The following is a 16,481-nucleotide window of genomic DNA, read 5'->3' as shown; positions in this document are numbered from 1 at the left end:
ATGAAATTAATCAACAAATCGATACTAACTGCGGTTATTACATTATCTACAGCTAGTGTTTATTACGCTCAACAAGTTCAGGACACAGCGAAAGCTAAATCTAAAGATATTGACGAGGTAATACTTAAAGGTGTTACAGATATCGCTAAAGATAGAAAAACACCAGTAGCTGTTTCTACAATTAAAGCAGCACAAATTCTTGAGAGACAAGGAAATCAAGAGCTTGTAGAAATGTTAAACACTACTCCATCTGTATATGCTACAAAAGGTGGTGGAGGTTTTGGAGATTCTCAGATCACTATGCGTGGTTTTGAATCAAGAAACATTGCAGTAATGGTAAACGGTATGCCTGTTAATGACATGGAGGGAGGAACCGTATACATGTCAAACTGGACAGGTTTATCTGACGTAACTAGTACTATGCAGGTACAAAGAGGGCTTGGTTCTTCTAAATTAGCTATTGCTTCTGTAGGAGGGACAATGAACTTCATTACTCGTTCTGCAGACATGAAACAAGGTGGAGCAGTTAGATTAGGTATCGGTAATAATGATTTCTTAAAAACATCTTTTGCTTACAATACGGGGAAATCTGAAAATGGTTGGGCAGCATCATTCTTGATGGCTAGACAGGCTGGAGGAACTTACGTACAAAATACAGATTACGAATCATATACTTATTTCTTTGCTTTAGGTTATCAGCCAAGTGCAAAGCATAACTTACAGTTTATGATGACGTCTTCTCCTCAATGGCATGATCAAAGATCTTACGCTCCAACTATTGGTAATTATATCAAGTATAATCCTGATAATGATGGAACGCCATATAGACAATATAACTCTGATTATGGATATTATACATCAGCAGATGGAAGAAGAACTAACATAGCTAATGCTATGAACTACTATTCCAAGCCTGTAATGATGTTGAACTGGGATTGGACTATCAGTGACAAATCTACTTTAAGTACGGTTGCTTATATGTCAAACGGACGTGGTGGTGGAGCAAGAAATCTAGGTAGAGTTGGTAACAAATCTATTACAGATCCAAGTTTCATTGACTCAGAAGGGCATTATAACTATAATTCAATTTTTGCAGCCAATGCAGCTGTAACTCCAACTATAGGTGTAGCAGGAAACACTTTAGTACGTAGCTCAAGTGTAAACTCTCACAACTGGTATGGAATTTTGATGAACTTCCAACACAAAATTAACGATAACTGGAACTTCTCTATAGGTACTGATGACAGATACTACTACGGATATCACTACCAAGTACTTTCTGATCTTTATGGTGCTTCTGGTTACACAGATAATACAAACAAAAATTTACCTACAAATAACATAGTTCGTAACACTTATGATTATCAAAAACTAAACTGGAATCCTTTTGGTGGATCAAATGCACCAATGGAAGACAGATTAGCTTTCAGTAATGATGGTGAAGTACTATGGTACAGTGGTTTTGGTCAGGTAGAATATTCTACTGAAAAACTAACAGTATATGCACAAGGTTCAGTTTCTAACCAAGGTTATCAAAGAATTGATGACTTTACAAAGCCAGGAACTATTCAACAAGGCCAGGCTGTAGAAAGAAAAACTGGGTTTAAAAACCTTTTTGGTTATAACATTAAGGGAGGTGCTAACTACAACATTGATGCTAACAATAACGTTTTCGCTAATATCGGTTATTATAGCAAACAACCTTTGATGAGTGCAGTATACCCAAGTAACCAACAAGTTGTAAACCCTAACTTAACTAACGAGAAAATCTTCTCTGTTGAACTAGGTTACGGATTCAAAACAGCTAATTTCAATGCGAAAGTTAACTTATACAGAACTGAGTGGAAAGACAGATGGTTCAGAAGAGGAGGTGTAGACTTTGGAAACGGTATCAGAGGATATTCTGAAATTAGTGGAATCACTCAACTTCACCAAGGAGTAGAAGCTGAAGCTACTTACAGAGTAAACAGATTCTTAGAGCTTCAAGGTATGTTCTCTTGGGGAGATTACAAATATAAAGGAAACGCAACAGGATCAAACTTCCAGGATGACAACACTCCTATCCTAACAGACGGATCTAATACATCTACCCTTTATTTAGATAAAGTAAATGTAGGAGGAACAAACAACAGTGTTCCACAGACTACATCTTCATTAGGATTTACAGTAACTCCGGTTACAGATCTTAGAATCTATGGTAATTGGCAATATGTAGGAAGAATTTATTCAGCAATGAATATGAATGACTTCATTAAACCAGGAAATGAAGCTCTAAAATTACCTGACTTTAATTTATTCAACATAGGTGCATCTTATAAGATTAAATTAAAAAACCAAAGTCAATATTTCACTCTTGGTGTAAACGTATACAACCTATTTGATACAACTTATATTCAGGATGGGGCAACTAACATCAAAACTAAAGAGCTTGGTGACTTTACTACCACAACAACTGGTGGAGTTACAACAACTGCCCAACAGAAATATGATGCTTACCAAGCTACCCTTTACAAAGGACTTGATCCTACAAACAGAGTATTCTTCGGATTTGGAAGAACTTGGTCTACTACATTATCATTCAACTTCTAATAATATCACAATATTAGATTTTATAAATATCAATCCCGGCTTTGAGCCGGGATTTTTGTTATCTTTGTGTACAAAAAAATAGGATTATGGATTTTTACAAGATTTTTCTTAGTGCACACAAAGGATTCGGTTATTTAGAGCTTCTTTTAGTTGCATTATTTATCATTGCACTTTTAGCTACCATGTTTGGCTTCAGTGGAAAAGTGAACAAATTTTTGAAGAAGACGACGCTCTTCACAATGATTTTCTTCCACGTTCAGTTTTTATTAGGAATATGCTTGTTATTCATATTTTCTCCAGGCTTCAAGGCTGCTTTAGATGCAGGGACATTAATGAAAGATCCTTACAGCAGACAAACATTTGTGGAGCATCCGTTCTCGATGTTAATTGCAGCAGTTTTGATGACTATTGTCAACAAAAAAGTAAAATCCAATGATACTATTTCTTTAGGAGTAGTGTTTATGGGGCTGATTGCAGCAGGTTTATTTGCATTCGCGTTCCCTTGGCTAAGAGTCTTTGGGGCTTAAAAAAGATAAAGAAATTATATGTGTTATAATTTATAAATAGTTTAATCTTAAATTTTTAATTAAATCAATGAAAATAGCTGTAGTAGGTTCAACAGGAATGGTTGGACAAGTTATGCTTAAAGTTTTGGAGGAGAGAAACTTCCCTGTAACAGAATTAATCCCGGTAGCATCCGAAAGATCTGTAGGCAAGAAGGTGAAGTATAAACAGAAGGAATTTACCATCGTAAGCATGAAGGACGCTATAGCTGCCAAACCGGATATTGCAATCTTCTCTGCGGGTGGTTCTACCTCTCTTGAATTCGCTCCTTTATTTGCAGAAGCAGGAATCACAGTAATTGATAATTCTTCAGCATGGAGAATGGACCCTGATAAAAAATTGGTCGTTCCTGAAATCAATGCTGATGTTTTGACAAAAGAAGACAAAATCATTGCAAATCCAAACTGTTCTACCATTCAATTGGTAATGGTTCTAGGACCTTTGAACAAAAAATATGATTTAAAAAGAGTAATTGTTTCTACCTACCAATCTGTAACAGGAACAGGGAAAGCTGCTGTAGACCAATTAAACGGTGAAATCAGCGGAGATGATTCTATCGAAAAAGTATATCCTTATCAGATATTCAAAAATGCATTGCCACACTGTGATGTATTTTCTGATGATGACTACACGAAAGAAGAGATCAAACTGATGAAGGAACCTAAGAAGATCTTAGGAGATGATACCTTCAATTTGACAGCAACCGCTGTAAGAGTTCCGGTTCAGGGAGGACATTCTGAAAGTGTAAATATTGAATTCGAAAATGAATTTGAACTGGATGAAGTAAGAAAAATCTTATCCGAAACTCCTGGTGTCATTGTAATGGATGATGTGAAAAACAACCACTACCCGATGCCTTTATATTCGGAAGGAAAAGATGAAGTCTTCGTAGGAAGAATCAGAAGAGATCTGTCACAGCCCAAAACACTCAACCTCTGGATCGTAGCTGACAATCTGAGGAAAGGAGCAGCAACAAACGCTGTACAAATTGCAGAATACCTTGTAGCAAACAACTTAGTATAAACTAACAAAATAAAAAAGAGTCTCAAAATTGAGATTCTTTTTTTTATCAAACTCTATATGAACACCCAGAAAAATACCCACAAAGAGAAAATAGGATTCCAAAAACTTATTGCAGTGTTTGGAGTTATCCTTTTTATCGGAAAGATTATTGCCTGGAAACTCACCAATTCCGATGCTGTATTTTCCGACGCCATGGAAAGTATTGTCAATGTCATTAGTGCATTCATGGGACTTTATTCCCTTCACCTTGCGGCCAAGCCTAAGGATGAGGACCATCCATACGGTCACGGAAAAGTAGAATTTGTAACTTCCGGTATTGAAGGAGCTCTTATTGCTATTGCCGGCGTCATGATTATCTACGAGGGAGTTCACAGCCTTATTGTAGGAAAAACTCTGAGCAAAATAGATCTTGGGATATGGATTATTGCTGCCACGGCAATTATCAATTATCTATTGGGATATATTTCTATAAAAAAAGGAGAAAGAGAAAACTCTCTGGTGCTTGTCTCATCTGGAAAACACCTTCAGTCCGATACCATTACCACTCTTGGAGTAGTTGTCAGTTTAATTATTGTTTACTTCACCAAAATTTATTGGCTGGATTCTGCAGTAGCATTAAGCTTTGGGCTTTATATCATCTTTGTAGGCTATAAAATCGTCCGAAAATCTTTAAGTGGTATTATGGATGAGCAGGATCCTGAAATATTAAATCAGGTCATCAGAATTCTTGAAGGAAACAGACAAATAGAATGGATTGATGTACACAATATGAAAATACAGCAATTCGGTTCTTCACTGCATATTGATGCCCATATTACACTTCCCTGGTATTATGACCTTCGTGATGCTCATAGCGAAATGGAAAAGGTAATTATCCTTCTTGCCAAAAACATGAAACGCAGTATTGAGTTCAATTTCCATATGGATGATTGCAAACCGATTTCATGCCCGGTATGCCAGATTAAAGACTGTCCTGTCCGCGAAAAAGATTTTATCAAACGGGTAGAATGGACTCCTGAAAATGTAACGAGTGTAGATAAACATACCATAGAATAGATAAATTCACTTATCTACCCTCTTTCATCATCTGCTTTCTGTAATAAAACATTGGGACAATCAGCAGTATAATCAATGGCTGGATCACAAATCTTCTCATATAAAAAGAAAAAAGATATCCAATTTCGAATTTATCATGAATACAGTACAAGTAAATCGGAAGAGAGATCATAAACACAATAACCATCATTACGGCACCCTGCAATGTCCATTGTTTGTTTTTAAAGAAACCATAAATGATCAGACAGGAAAACAAAAGATTTAAAACAAATCTAAATAAATGTCCCCCAATCAGTCTTCCCCATTCAAATGCAGGGAATTCAATATTTTTATTCGCCTCATGAAAGTAATCAAGGAAAGGATCATAAAAAAGAGTATTCTCCAGAATCCTTACCCCTATCAATCCACAGATTCCTGTGATAACCAGAAGCCAACTAAGAATTTTCATGTTTTAAAGCAAAAAATTTAATCCAGACCAGCCAAAGTACAACGACAGTTCCATAAATAATGGCAGGAAAAATAAAATCATGGAACATTTTACCGTATTCCTTATGATCTGTCATGACGATATTCAATCCTACAATTCTCAGAAGATTCATGATGTACAGGATAATCAACCCTGCCCCAACAAAGACAAAGGTTTTCATTCCTTTATAAAAAGCAAAAACGAAAGAAACAAACAGAATGATAACAGAAACAGCATTACAGCCTTCCACCATTCTCGTCTCATACCGTTGTTTTACATAAAACCAAACCTGCTCATTCTTTACATCATCATAAAGTTCCGTAGGATACCCTATGGTATTCTGCAGGGCAGCCACCTGATTGGCAATTATTCTTGAAAAAGAATCCAACCCGGAATCTTTACCGCTATTCAGATAGAACTGATAAGCAAAAAGCAGTACCAGGTAAATAATAATGAAACGCAATAAGATACCTAAAACAGGTTTAAAGTCTTTCAGCATTCTGCAAAGATAAAAATTAGCCTGTAATATCCTGAATTTGAATCAAGAAACTTAAAAAACACCAATCAAATCCTGCGATTGTGTGTATAATACTGAAAAATTTTCTTTAAAACATGCAGTAAAATAAATATTCAACTCTTCTTTTATTCCTTCATTATAGCGGTCTCTTCCTTTCACATTCTCACTTCTTTAAACTATAATTCCCAACTCATGTTAATTTAGTATATTTGTTTCCATATTATGACTTCTGAAAACGCAAAACGATTTTTTGAAAACCATTTGGGTAAAAAATCTTCCGAATTCGTCACATTAGCTCAAAGCGGCTCTGCGAGGGTAAATTTCCTGGCCACTGCCGGCACTGAAAAATACATCATCACCTATAATGAAAATATCCAGGAAAATGAAAGTTTTCTTTACTATTCCGAGGTATTTTCAAATTTGAAACTCAATACCCCTTCTATTCTTGCTGTTTCTGATGACAGAAAAATGTACATCCAGGAATTTTTGGGACAGTACACCCTTTCGGAGATCATTACCAAAGAACAGCAATCTTCTATTGTAAGATCTTTGGTACAGCAGACATTAGAAAGGCTTTTCCAAATGCAGACACAGACACTGGGGAAAATTGATTTTTCAAAAACCTTTGAATACGAAAGTTATGATGAACTTCCTGTGATTCATGATCTTTATTATTTTAAAAACTTTGCAGCAGATGTCCTGGAGCTTGAATACAACAAATCAACACTTTTAAAGGAATTCAAAAAGATTGCTTTACTCATTGAAAACATTGAGCCTAAAGGAATCATGATCCGAGACTTCCAGGCAAGAAATATCATGGTAAATGAGAAGAATGAAGTTTCTTTCATCGATTACCAGTCTGCAATGAAGGGCCCGCTAATGTACGACGTCATCTCTTTTCTTTTTCAGGCCAAAGCCAACTTCACCGAAGACTTCAAACAGGAAATGCTGGAATTTTATATTCAGCAGTTTGAAAATCCTGAAACAAGAATTCAACTAAAAGATGCGGTGATGCCTATTCAGATGATGAGATTTCTACAGGTTTTGGGAGCTTATGGATTCCGTGGTTTGATTCAGAGAAAGCAGCATTTTATGGCCAGCCTTGAAAAAGGAATTCAGAATATTACACAATTTGCTAACTCATGGGAGCAAATGAAAAATTACCCGGAACTGGAAAAAGTAATTCAGCAGCTGACATCAGACAGAGCAAAGCAAAAAATTGAGGAAATTATAAATTTAAACCATTAAGAAACCTTTAAGTCATTAAGAATATTAAGGTTATGACCAAAAAAGAAATTACCCAACTGTCATATGAAATTACAGGCTTTGCTATTAAAGTCCATAAGGCTCTTGGTCCTGGTCTCCTTGAAAGTGTCTATGAAGAATGTTTAAAAATTGAGCTTATTAAAAATGGTTATGATGTTAAACAGCAGCTGTATTTCCCCATCAATTATGAAGGGATAGAAATTGAAACAAAGCTTGTTGTAGATCTCCTCGTCAATGATACAATTATTAAAGAGTTAAAAGCTGTAGAAGAAGTTTTACCAATACATGAGGCACAACTACTCACTTACACGAAAGTTCTTAAAAAGCCACAAGGTCTTCTTATTAACTTTTTACGAACAATATTACAAAGTCAATGAAACCCTTTATTAATGATTTTTTTAAAGAACTTCCTGACTAAATTTTGATTTATCAAAATCTTAACTTACCTTAAAAACTAAATAAACCTTAATGGTTTAAAAAATTAAAAAAGAATATGCTACACATCGAGATACACAGTTTTTCATATAAGAAAGGAGGAATTCCTAAAGACAATTCAGGAAATGGCGGAGGTTTCGCTTTTGACTGCCGTGGAATTTTAAATCCCGGAAGAATTGAAGAATATAAAATTCAGACCGGAAATGACATCGGAGTTCAGGAATACCTGGAAACAAAAACGGACATGCCAAAGTTTTTAGAATTGGTAAAATCCCTTGTTTCTATCAATATTGACAACTATCTTGAAAGAGGATTTGAACATCTGCAGATTAACTTCGGATGTACGGGCGGACAGCACAGATCGGTATATTCCGCTATAAAAATCGCCGAATTTATCCGGAAAAAATATCCTGAAGGAACTGAGATAACCCTTCACCATGATGAACAACCACAACTGAATTCATAAAAGATAAGCGATGATTGATAAATGATTATTTTTCACTGTTATTTTAATGATCATTTATTAATTATAAAAGTTTTATCATTCATCAACTATCATTTATCAATTATAAAAAAATGAAAGCTCTAATTTTCGCAGCAGGAAAGGGGACCAGACTTAAACCGTTTACAGATCACCATCCGAAAGCGTTGGCAAAAGTAAACGAAATTCCGCTTCTGGAAAGAAATATCACTTACCTGAAAAGTTTCGGAATAAAGGATTTTGTGATCAATATTCATCATTTTGGAGATCAGATTGTTGATTTCTTAAATAAAAACAATAATTTCGGATGCAGGATTGAAATCTCTGATGAAACCAACGAACTTCTTGAAACAGGGGGTGGCTTGATTTTTGCGAGAAAATTTCTTGATCACGGAGAAGATTTTTTAATCATGAATGCGGATATTCTCACCGACCTGAACGTCAATGCGTTGGTGGAATACCACAAAAAGATAAAAGATTTTGCTACTTTAGCGGTTTCCGACAGGGAAAGCTCGAGAAAACTCCTTTTCAATGATGATATGGTTTTGAGAGGCTGGCTAAACGTACAAACTGGTGAACAAAGGCTGGCGGAATTCAACAAAGGCTTTAAAGCTCTTGCTTTCAGCGGAATTCATTGTATCAATCCTAAGATCTTCGAAAAAATAAAAAGAACAGGCAAATTTTCTGTTATGGAAGAATATCTGGACCTGATGCAGACCGAGCATATACACGGTTTTGTACACAACAGTATTCTTATCGATGTCGGAAGACCTTCATCTGTAATAGAAGCCGAAAAACACTTTAAATAAAATTTTGCAATGGAAATTGATGGAATTAGGGATGAAAGTTTAATAAATCCGGAACTTGACGTTAACGAAACAAAACTACATAACAGTTTCAGACAAAAAACCTGGGACGAAACAATCGCTAAAGACAGCTGGATGGTCTTCAAGGTCATGGCTGAATTTGTAGACGGTTATGAGAAACTGGCCAAGATTGGTCCATGTGTTTCTATATTTGGTTCTGCCCGACTGAAACCGGAGAACAAATACTATGAAATGGCTGTCGATATTGCGGAAAAGATTACCAAAATAGGCTTCGGAATCATCACCGGAGGCGGTCCGGGTGTTATGGAAGCTGGAAACAAAGGAGCTTTCAACGCCAAAGGAAAATCTATCGGATTGAATATTGATCTTCCTTTTGAACAGCATTTTAATCCTTACATCAATAAATCCTATTCTATGAATTTTGATTACTTTTTCGTGAGAAAAGTAATGTTTGTAAAATATTCTCAGGGGTTTGTAGTAATGCCAGGCGGTTTCGGGACATTGGATGAGCTTACTGAAGCAATGACTCTTATTCAAACCAACAAAATAGGAAAATTTCCAATTGTTCTGGTGGGAAGCGAGTTCTGGGGAGGATTATTAGATTGGTTCAAAGCAACCTTATTGAAAGAAGGAATGATTGCTGAAGATGATTTGGATCTTTATCGTGTGGTAGATACCGCTGACGAGGCTGTAGCACATATTAAAGCCTTCTATGATAAATATTCTGTGAATGTAAATTTTTAATTGGCATATTATTTGTGACTTATAACGAACAAGTATGATTGTAAATCTATTAATTAAGATGAAAAAACTTTTATATATATCAGGAATTTTAACATTTTTTGTGTTAATGAGTTTTATGTATGTAGACTTTTTCTCTTCAATGACCAAAGTGGATTATGTTGATGGAAGCAAGACATTGAAGTTTACCACAAAAATGAATACAAGCCACATCTCTGATGCAATAAAGATCAACCCTAACACGGCCGGATTTGAAGCAGAAGTAAAAAAATATGTGAACAATAATTTTGATGTATTTGTCAATGGGGCTCCTAAAACGATAACCTTCACAGGAAGTCAGGTCAGTGGAGAAACTGTATGGGTATATTTTGAAACCGGAGGTGTTTCAGATATCAATACCTTAAAGATTAAAAATACGATCCTTTTAAGCGCTTTTCCTAAGCAGATCAATCTGGTGAATATTGCCTATAAGGGCAGCCAGAAAACAATGAACTTCCAAAGAGGAAAAGAGGTGAATGAGGTTTCTTTTTAACGTGAATTAGATTTAACCATTATAAAATGGGTACCCTGGAAAGTAAAACTTTTCAGGGTATTTTTTTTGTTTAAATTCAAACAAGTCACTAAAAAGAGATTAATTACGTACAAATACCTAATCGCTAATTTCAGCATTTGTACCATAATATATTCAATTTCAGCAATGTACATTTGTATAGTAATTACAACCACAACAACGTGAAGCCGGAATCACTTTAATAACGGGGCAGAATCTGAAAAGCCAAATGAGTAAGAAACACCAAACTAAAACCAAATATCATGGACGACGTAACACTTAAATCATCGAGTCAGGCAATAGATGTCCTGATCGTAATTGACACGGATTATGTACGAGCAAATTATAAAAACCCCAGTACGGATCCAAATAAACCTGTAGGAATTGACCATAACAGCCAGCATATGATTGTTTCAAATGCCAATGCCATCTCAGGGCAAGGTTCTGCCGACCTCAATTTCAGTGCAAGAGCCGGAGATACAGTTTCTTTCAGAGGAACTTCAATCTATCAGAATTCGGATGACGCAGTTATTATTTATAATATTAAATACTGGTCAGGTGATCAGGTTTTTAATAATTTCGTATACAATTCTGTGAGAAGAAAGCAAGCCGCTGTACCAGATGTAAATTCTTTAAACGGCCTTCCTGCCACCTCTGCAGATATCAGCTTTGCTAGTATTGACTCCAAAGTAAGATCTACTGGAAAAGAGAACTTCTATGTACAGTTTGGGCTTTACATTTTAGATCCGAATGACAGTAACAAACAGATTCTGTACGGTTACTTTTACTGGGATCCAACAATTACGGTTAAGTAAACGAAAATAATAAAACCACTGCGATGCGGTGGTTTTTGTTTTTTAAACGCTGCCAAATCCGCTACTCCATAAAAGTGTTGCAAGATCCAGTTCACAGATAATAAAATCATCCTGATGATCTTTAAAACCCGGTTTATTTTTGAGCTCTTCAATAGCTTTCTCTACCTTTTCTAAAGTTGAAAATACCCCGATATATCTTTCATCATCTAAAAAAGTATGGATTGTATAGGAATGACTGACACTGAAAACAGTGCTTAAACCTAATTCTTTGACTGAAATACAGTTCTCATCTATCTCATCACCTTTTTCTATATAATCACGTCCTATTTCACCAATTACCTTCTCAAAGCCATTATTCCAATGTATTTTATCCATAATATAACAATCTGCAACAAAACAATCCGGATAATCTCTGAATCCAGACATAAGAACGGCTTTTGCTTTTAGCTTCTCTAAATCTTCAAGGCTATTTGAAAAGCCCAGAAATTTGGTATCTGTATGAGATTCATCAGTGTAAGTATGATTCAAAGCATAAATGAAGTATTCCATCTTAAATATAATTTCCTAGTTTAAAAATATAAAATTCTCTGCTTTTTTGATTTGAAAAAAATATTAAAATAAAACTCGGGCAGCTCGTAAGAGCTGCCCGAGTTTTATAAGTGCATTAGAAATATATTTTATTCTAATGTATTACTCAATTTTGATGTTGTCAATCTGAAGATCATATACTCCATCTTTTCCGGTTTTGAGTGCAAACATAGTTTTTCCAGAAGTAATATTAAGATCAGTAAGACCTGTAAGAGTAAGCTCCACCAGTCTCCATTGTCCGTTCGTATTGATAGATCCTGTATATGAATTCGTGCTTTCCGGACTTAAAGTAGCCCCTGTAGAGAATGTTCCTAAATTGAATGTATAGAAAGCAGATGTATTAGGAAGAAGCGGTGTTGCTCTATATACATTGAAAGAAAGTGATTTTCCGGATGCAGTCCCTTTAATATACATTGTAATTCTCTTTGGAGCCGCAGGAATTCCTGACGCAGCATTCGCTGTAAATACATAATCATTATTGGCAGGTGTACCTTTAATCTGAAGGGAATTTGTACCGTTATACCCCAAACCAATACCTTGAGACGCATAAGGCATAAGCCCAAAGCTATTTAAACTTGATAGGAAAGATGCCCAGTTTTCAAAATCAGAGCTTGGGAAAAGATTTACTGCATTAGCGGATGGAAGTTCCGGTTCACCTGGGGTAAATCTGGCGTTCGGGAAGTTAATATCATTAAGATCCCTTATATAAGCCTGATCTGTGAAAACCGTCGCGTTACTTGAGCTTGTAAAACGGCTTAAAATAAGAACGATATCACCACTTTTTTCATATTTAGGAGAGATCGGAGATTTCCCAAAAGTTGAAAAGTTACTGAAACGAAGATCTAATCTGCCTGCTTTTTTATCCGTAATATAACGATCACCTGTAGCTGATTCGTCGGCAAAGTTCTTTGTCAATTCAGGCTCTTCAAACTGAACGTTTTTTATTTTTACAAGCTGATTAACGTGCGCACCATTTTTCAGAGCATCTGAGATAAAGTTGAACTCTAATGGTTTCATTGCAGCTACTACAGGCTTCTGTCCGTCGCAAACTCTTGCCATGTAATTAGAAACTTTATTTGGGTTGATTCTACCGATAGGATAGTTAGGATCATAAGAACCTACTTTAATGTTTCCATTAACCCCCTGAACGATCAATCCTTTCAGGTTGATTCTTACTAAAGCCCCAACTGGGAAATCAAGATACTGATTGCTACCGTCGATATCAATCTCAATACCTTGAGTTGGGTTTTCAGGCTTATCCTGAAGGAACATCATTTTGTAAAGATTTCCGGATTCATCACTTGAAGAAACGTAAGCTTCTACGATAAAATCTTCTTTAATGATATCAGCTTCAACGGGTTTTGCTTTTGCTATGGTTGTAATCTCAGATAACTGATGATTAGCTGCTGCAAATTTGTTACTACATTTGATTTCCGGCACATCATAATCATCAGTTTTTACACAAGACGAGATTGCCAGCATTGAAATGGCCGTAAAGATCGCCGCTTTAAAATATATATTTTTCATTGTTTTCGATTTTTAATTTTAATTTTTTTAGAATCTGAATTGAAGGTTAACAAAATAAGATCTACCCTGGTTATACCAATATTTAGGAGCGAATACCATGTTTCCGCTGTCATAATCATTAGCATAGTCAGTATAGTTAACGTTTCTCGTCTGCTCAAATCCACCTGTAATAAAGTTTCTGTTATTAAGGATGTTATTTACAGATGCAGACACTAACACATAATACTTACCAATCATCCATGATTTACCTGCATTCACATTGAAGAAGAACGCTGAAGGTAATTTTGTTGGAGTAAGAATTCTTGCAAGCTCTTCCTCTGTTACGTTATCATAAGGTACTCCAGGTGTGTTAGGATTTGTATAGAATCTTTCTGTTCTGGTTACCGGAGACGGATCCAGGAATGAATGTCCGAAATAGTTCCATGTAGCTCCTATCCACCAATACTTAGGGCTGCTGTAACGAAGACCTAAAGTGTATGCCTCCTGAGGCGTTCCTCCTTGTCTGTAGTTTTTAAGGGTAGCCTCTCCCATATTGGTATAAGATCTTGATACAATATTTCCGTTTCCGTCAAGTTCTCTGAATGTTCCAACCGCATCAGATGCAAAATAAACGGTAGGATTATTAGTATAAGTATATTGTCCTACACTTAATAATCCGCTGGCTGTCAAAGTAGGAGTAACTTTCACCTGTGCTCCAAGCTCAATACCCATATTTCTTTTGTTAGCACCTGCCAATACCTGTGTAATGAAAGCACCATCCTGTACAGGAGCCTGATCTCCGCTCTCAGTAAGGTTTGTGAGTTTAACTCCCTGTGCGAAATATCTTTGCACACTTGTTTCGTTTTGAGTATTAACAAGGTAACCGGTCAATCTAAGTTTAACAATCGGAGTAGAAATTACATAGCTCAAATCGTTTGCATCAATAACAACATTCTTGATCCCCGGAGTTGTAACACCACTTACTCTTGTATTAAAATAAATATCATTTAAGAAAGGAGACTGTGAAAAGTAAGCTCCGTTATAAACCAAAAAGTTTCTACCGTTGATTTTATAGGTAACCTGACCTTTAACCCCTGCATTCCAGAAGTTTTGGTCTGCTCCTTTTCCATAAGAAGACTCATACAGATAATGTTGGAATAAACCTTCTCTGCTGTTCGTTGTATATCCGAACAGTCCGGAAATAAAAACATCAAATTTCCCTGTTGAGAATTTGAATGCAGGATTTATTTTAAATTCCTGTCTTCTGAAAATATAGCTGTATCCGATTTTATCACCTTCTCTTTTGGCAACATCAGTATCGCTTTCTCTTGTATTAAATTTCCCCCAAACACTTCCAGCAGTCGTATTGGAGGCAAATGGGTCCATATTCAGAGCAAAATCAGCACCTAAAAGGTCATTCACTTCTCTGTACTGTTCAGATCTGTAATTCTGATAAGATAAGTTTAAGATAAAACGGGAAGTATCGGTGAAGTTATAGGTATAATGTGTAGATACATTCCATACTTTATCATCTTTTACATCATCTACAAGATAATAAGCCGCTCTTCTTCCTCCAAGTAACGCATTGTATTGTACGTTTCTATTGGCATTATAAAGATTATCCCAATTGATCTGTGTGTGCGACTGATCATCATTAGTCCACCAGTCTCTTGTAATTCCAATGTTAGCAGCCTGTTCCGGAGACGGATTTGTATAGTTTAACCAATAGCTTGGTAAATTACGGTAATAAGTTGGAGACGGGTTATTGGCTCTATACCAGTCCAATCTTGAACTGTATTCTTTACCGAACTGGTAAGAAACAGAGGTCCATAACTGAGAGTTTTTATTGATTTTCCAGAAATCCTGTAACTGGATCATTGGCTGGAAACCTCTTTTCACTCTCTCATTCCTTTTATCTCCATTCTGCCATCCCCAGTAAGAATTGTAATGAACTCCTCTGAAATCATAAACTTCCTGAGTACTTGGACTTGAAGAGCTTCTCTCATATTTGGAACCTATAGCATTTAAAGTCATGGTATGACTGTCACTGAATTTCTTCTCAATACCAATATATCCACTGTATGCATCATAAGCAGTACCATCCTGAATCCCTTCCTGTGCCCATCTTCTTGCGATCATTCCAGTAAATGCCCATCCGTTCTTATTCATTCCGGAAGAGAATCTGTAAGATAATCTGTTGGTATAGTTTCTGTTGGTCAGAGAGTACGTCAGCTGACTTCCTTTTCTGTACTCGCTGGCTTTGGTATTCTTATAAAATACTCCGGTAGTTCCTCCGAAAGCATATTCGGAAGGGGCATGATTAGCTGCAATTTCCGGGTAACGGGTGATTTCGTTCAATCCTCCCCAGGTACTGAAGTCTACATCTCCATTATCTGCAGCGGCCATAGAAATCCCGTTGATCATATTCTCACCTGTTCTGCTATCAATTCCTCTTGGGCGGAACCAGTATGGTCCTAAATCGAAACTTGCAATTCTATTGAAGACATCCTGAGAAGACTGTAATAATCCTACAGTTGCGGTTTGCTGTGCGCCGCCACCATCACTTTCTCCTGAATCCTCCACAATAGCTAAACCCTGATCTGCACCATTCAATGCAGAATAAAGAGTAATTACTCCAAGATCTTTTCTCTTCTCATTATTAGTTACGTCAAATTCAAAAATTTTAGTTTCAAAATTCGGCTTTGTAACCATAATTTGATAATGTCCCGGCATCAAGTCAGTAAATTGGAAATAACCGATCTTGTCTGCCTTTGCATCATTTCCTGCTCCTTTTAAATCTACACTTGCTTGCTCAACAGGCTTTCCTTCCGCATCCTTAAGATACGCAAACACTGTTGTCTGCGCATAATAATATGACGCAGGCAGCAAAGTAAATAAAGAGATCAATGATAGTTTTTTAATCATGAGTATATTTATTTTTTTAAATACTTTTCTTGTTAATTTTCAACAGTTTAAAAGTTGGGGGCACAAATTTAATCAAATTTTGTAATTCACAACTTTTTTAACAATATTTTTCCTTAATACTGCAAGCTTTTA

The 16,481-nt window shown here is 36.1% G+C and carries 16 protein-coding genes; 11 read left to right on the top strand and 5 right to left on the bottom strand.

Translation table 11 applies throughout. The features are described from left to right. From KYG33_RS16220 to KYG33_RS16205, 4 genes are all read left to right on the top strand, one after another. A complete protein-coding gene (locus KYG33_RS16220) occupies positions 1-2,589 on the top strand; it encodes a TonB-dependent receptor (RefSeq protein WP_219072070.1) in 2,589 nt (862 codons plus the stop codon). Positions 2,590-2,675: 86 nt separating this feature from the next. Beyond that, the gene (locus KYG33_RS16215) at positions 2,676-3,116 is read left to right on the top strand and encodes a hypothetical protein (protein ID WP_180564979.1); all 441 of its coding nucleotides are present in this window, start codon (positions 2,676-2,678) and stop codon (positions 3,114-3,116) included. A gap of 67 nt (positions 3,117-3,183) precedes the next feature. After that, entirely contained in the window at positions 3,184-4,176 is a 993-nt protein-coding gene (locus KYG33_RS16210) for an aspartate-semialdehyde dehydrogenase (RefSeq protein WP_219072069.1), read from the top strand. Between the two features lie 57 nt (positions 4,177-4,233). Further along, positions 4,234-5,232, top strand: coding sequence for a cation diffusion facilitator family transporter (locus KYG33_RS16205; RefSeq protein ID WP_180564978.1), 999 nt, complete (start codon positions 4,234-4,236; stop codon positions 5,230-5,232). A gap of 10 nt (positions 5,233-5,242) precedes the next feature. Here the strand turns inward: KYG33_RS16205 and KYG33_RS16200 are convergent, their stop codons facing one another. Together KYG33_RS16200 and xrtF are read right to left on the bottom strand one after the other, a co-directional pair. Beyond that, the gene (locus KYG33_RS16200) at positions 5,243-5,680 is read right to left on the bottom strand and encodes an exosortase F system-associated membrane protein (protein WP_077413470.1); all 438 of its coding nucleotides are present in this window, start codon (positions 5,678-5,680) and stop codon (positions 5,243-5,245) included. Further along, complete coding sequence (gene xrtF, locus KYG33_RS16195) at positions 5,667-6,197, bottom strand: exosortase family protein XrtF (protein ID WP_077413469.1); 531 nt, start codon at positions 6,195-6,197, stop codon at positions 5,667-5,669. The genes KYG33_RS16200 and xrtF overlap by 14 nt, the downstream gene beginning before the upstream one ends. A gap of 240 nt (positions 6,198-6,437) precedes the next feature. Here xrtF and KYG33_RS16190 point away from each other — a divergent pair, with 240 nt between their 5' ends. The 7 genes from KYG33_RS16190 (at position 6,438) to KYG33_RS16160 (ending at position 11,330) form a co-directional block, all read left to right on the top strand. Beyond that, on the top strand, positions 6,438-7,463 hold the full coding sequence (locus KYG33_RS16190; protein WP_077413468.1) for an aminoglycoside phosphotransferase family protein: 1,026 nt from the start codon (positions 6,438-6,440) through the stop codon (positions 7,461-7,463). A gap of 32 nt (positions 7,464-7,495) precedes the next feature. Further along, complete coding sequence (locus KYG33_RS16185; protein WP_257468812.1) at positions 7,496-7,858, top strand: GxxExxY protein; 363 nt, start codon at positions 7,496-7,498, stop codon at positions 7,856-7,858. A gap of 116 nt (positions 7,859-7,974) precedes the next feature. Then, on the top strand, positions 7,975-8,382 hold the full coding sequence (locus KYG33_RS16180; RefSeq protein ID WP_219072068.1) for an RNase adapter RapZ: 408 nt from the start codon (positions 7,975-7,977) through the stop codon (positions 8,380-8,382). Positions 8,383-8,492: 110 nt separating this feature from the next. Beyond that, positions 8,493-9,206 (top strand): NDP-sugar synthase, encoded by a 714-nt coding sequence (locus tag KYG33_RS16175; RefSeq protein WP_077413466.1) that lies wholly within the window; start codon positions 8,493-8,495, stop codon positions 9,204-9,206. A 9-nt stretch (positions 9,207-9,215) separates the two neighbouring features. After that, positions 9,216-9,968: a TIGR00730 family Rossman fold protein gene (locus tag KYG33_RS16170; protein WP_077413465.1), complete on the top strand. Its 753-nt coding sequence runs from the start codon at positions 9,216-9,218 to the stop codon at positions 9,966-9,968. A gap of 58 nt (positions 9,969-10,026) precedes the next feature. Further along, positions 10,027-10,497, top strand: coding sequence for a DUF6702 family protein (locus KYG33_RS16165; protein ID WP_228408605.1), 471 nt, complete (start codon positions 10,027-10,029; stop codon positions 10,495-10,497). A 281-nt stretch (positions 10,498-10,778) separates the two neighbouring features. After that, positions 10,779-11,330, top strand: coding sequence for an inclusion body family protein (locus KYG33_RS16160; RefSeq protein ID WP_149834031.1), 552 nt, complete (start codon positions 10,779-10,781; stop codon positions 11,328-11,330). A gap of 42 nt (positions 11,331-11,372) precedes the next feature. Here the strand turns inward: KYG33_RS16160 and KYG33_RS16155 are convergent, their stop codons facing one another. The 3 genes from KYG33_RS16155 to KYG33_RS16145 all read right to left on the bottom strand — a co-directional run bounded on the left by KYG33_RS16155 (position 11,373) and on the right by KYG33_RS16145 (position 16,349). Then, the gene (locus tag KYG33_RS16155; RefSeq protein ID WP_180564977.1) at positions 11,373-11,879 is read right to left on the bottom strand and encodes a hypothetical protein; all 507 of its coding nucleotides are present in this window, start codon (positions 11,877-11,879) and stop codon (positions 11,373-11,375) included. A gap of 141 nt (positions 11,880-12,020) precedes the next feature. After that, on the bottom strand, positions 12,021-13,445 hold the full coding sequence (locus KYG33_RS16150) for a DUF5689 domain-containing protein (protein WP_219072067.1): 1,425 nt from the start codon (positions 13,443-13,445) through the stop codon (positions 12,021-12,023). A 27-nt stretch (positions 13,446-13,472) separates the two neighbouring features. Next, a complete protein-coding gene (locus tag KYG33_RS16145; RefSeq protein ID WP_219072066.1) occupies positions 13,473-16,349 on the bottom strand; it encodes a carboxypeptidase-like regulatory domain-containing protein in 2,877 nt (958 codons plus the stop codon). Positions 16,350-16,481: the final 132 nt, after the last annotated feature.

Source organism: Chryseobacterium sp. D764, assembly GCF_019317325.1.
GTDB lineage: Bacteria > Bacteroidota > Bacteroidia > Flavobacteriales > Weeksellaceae > Chryseobacterium.
Note: the sequence above shows the minus strand (reverse complement) of the source record. Positions and strands in the feature narration are given on the sequence as shown.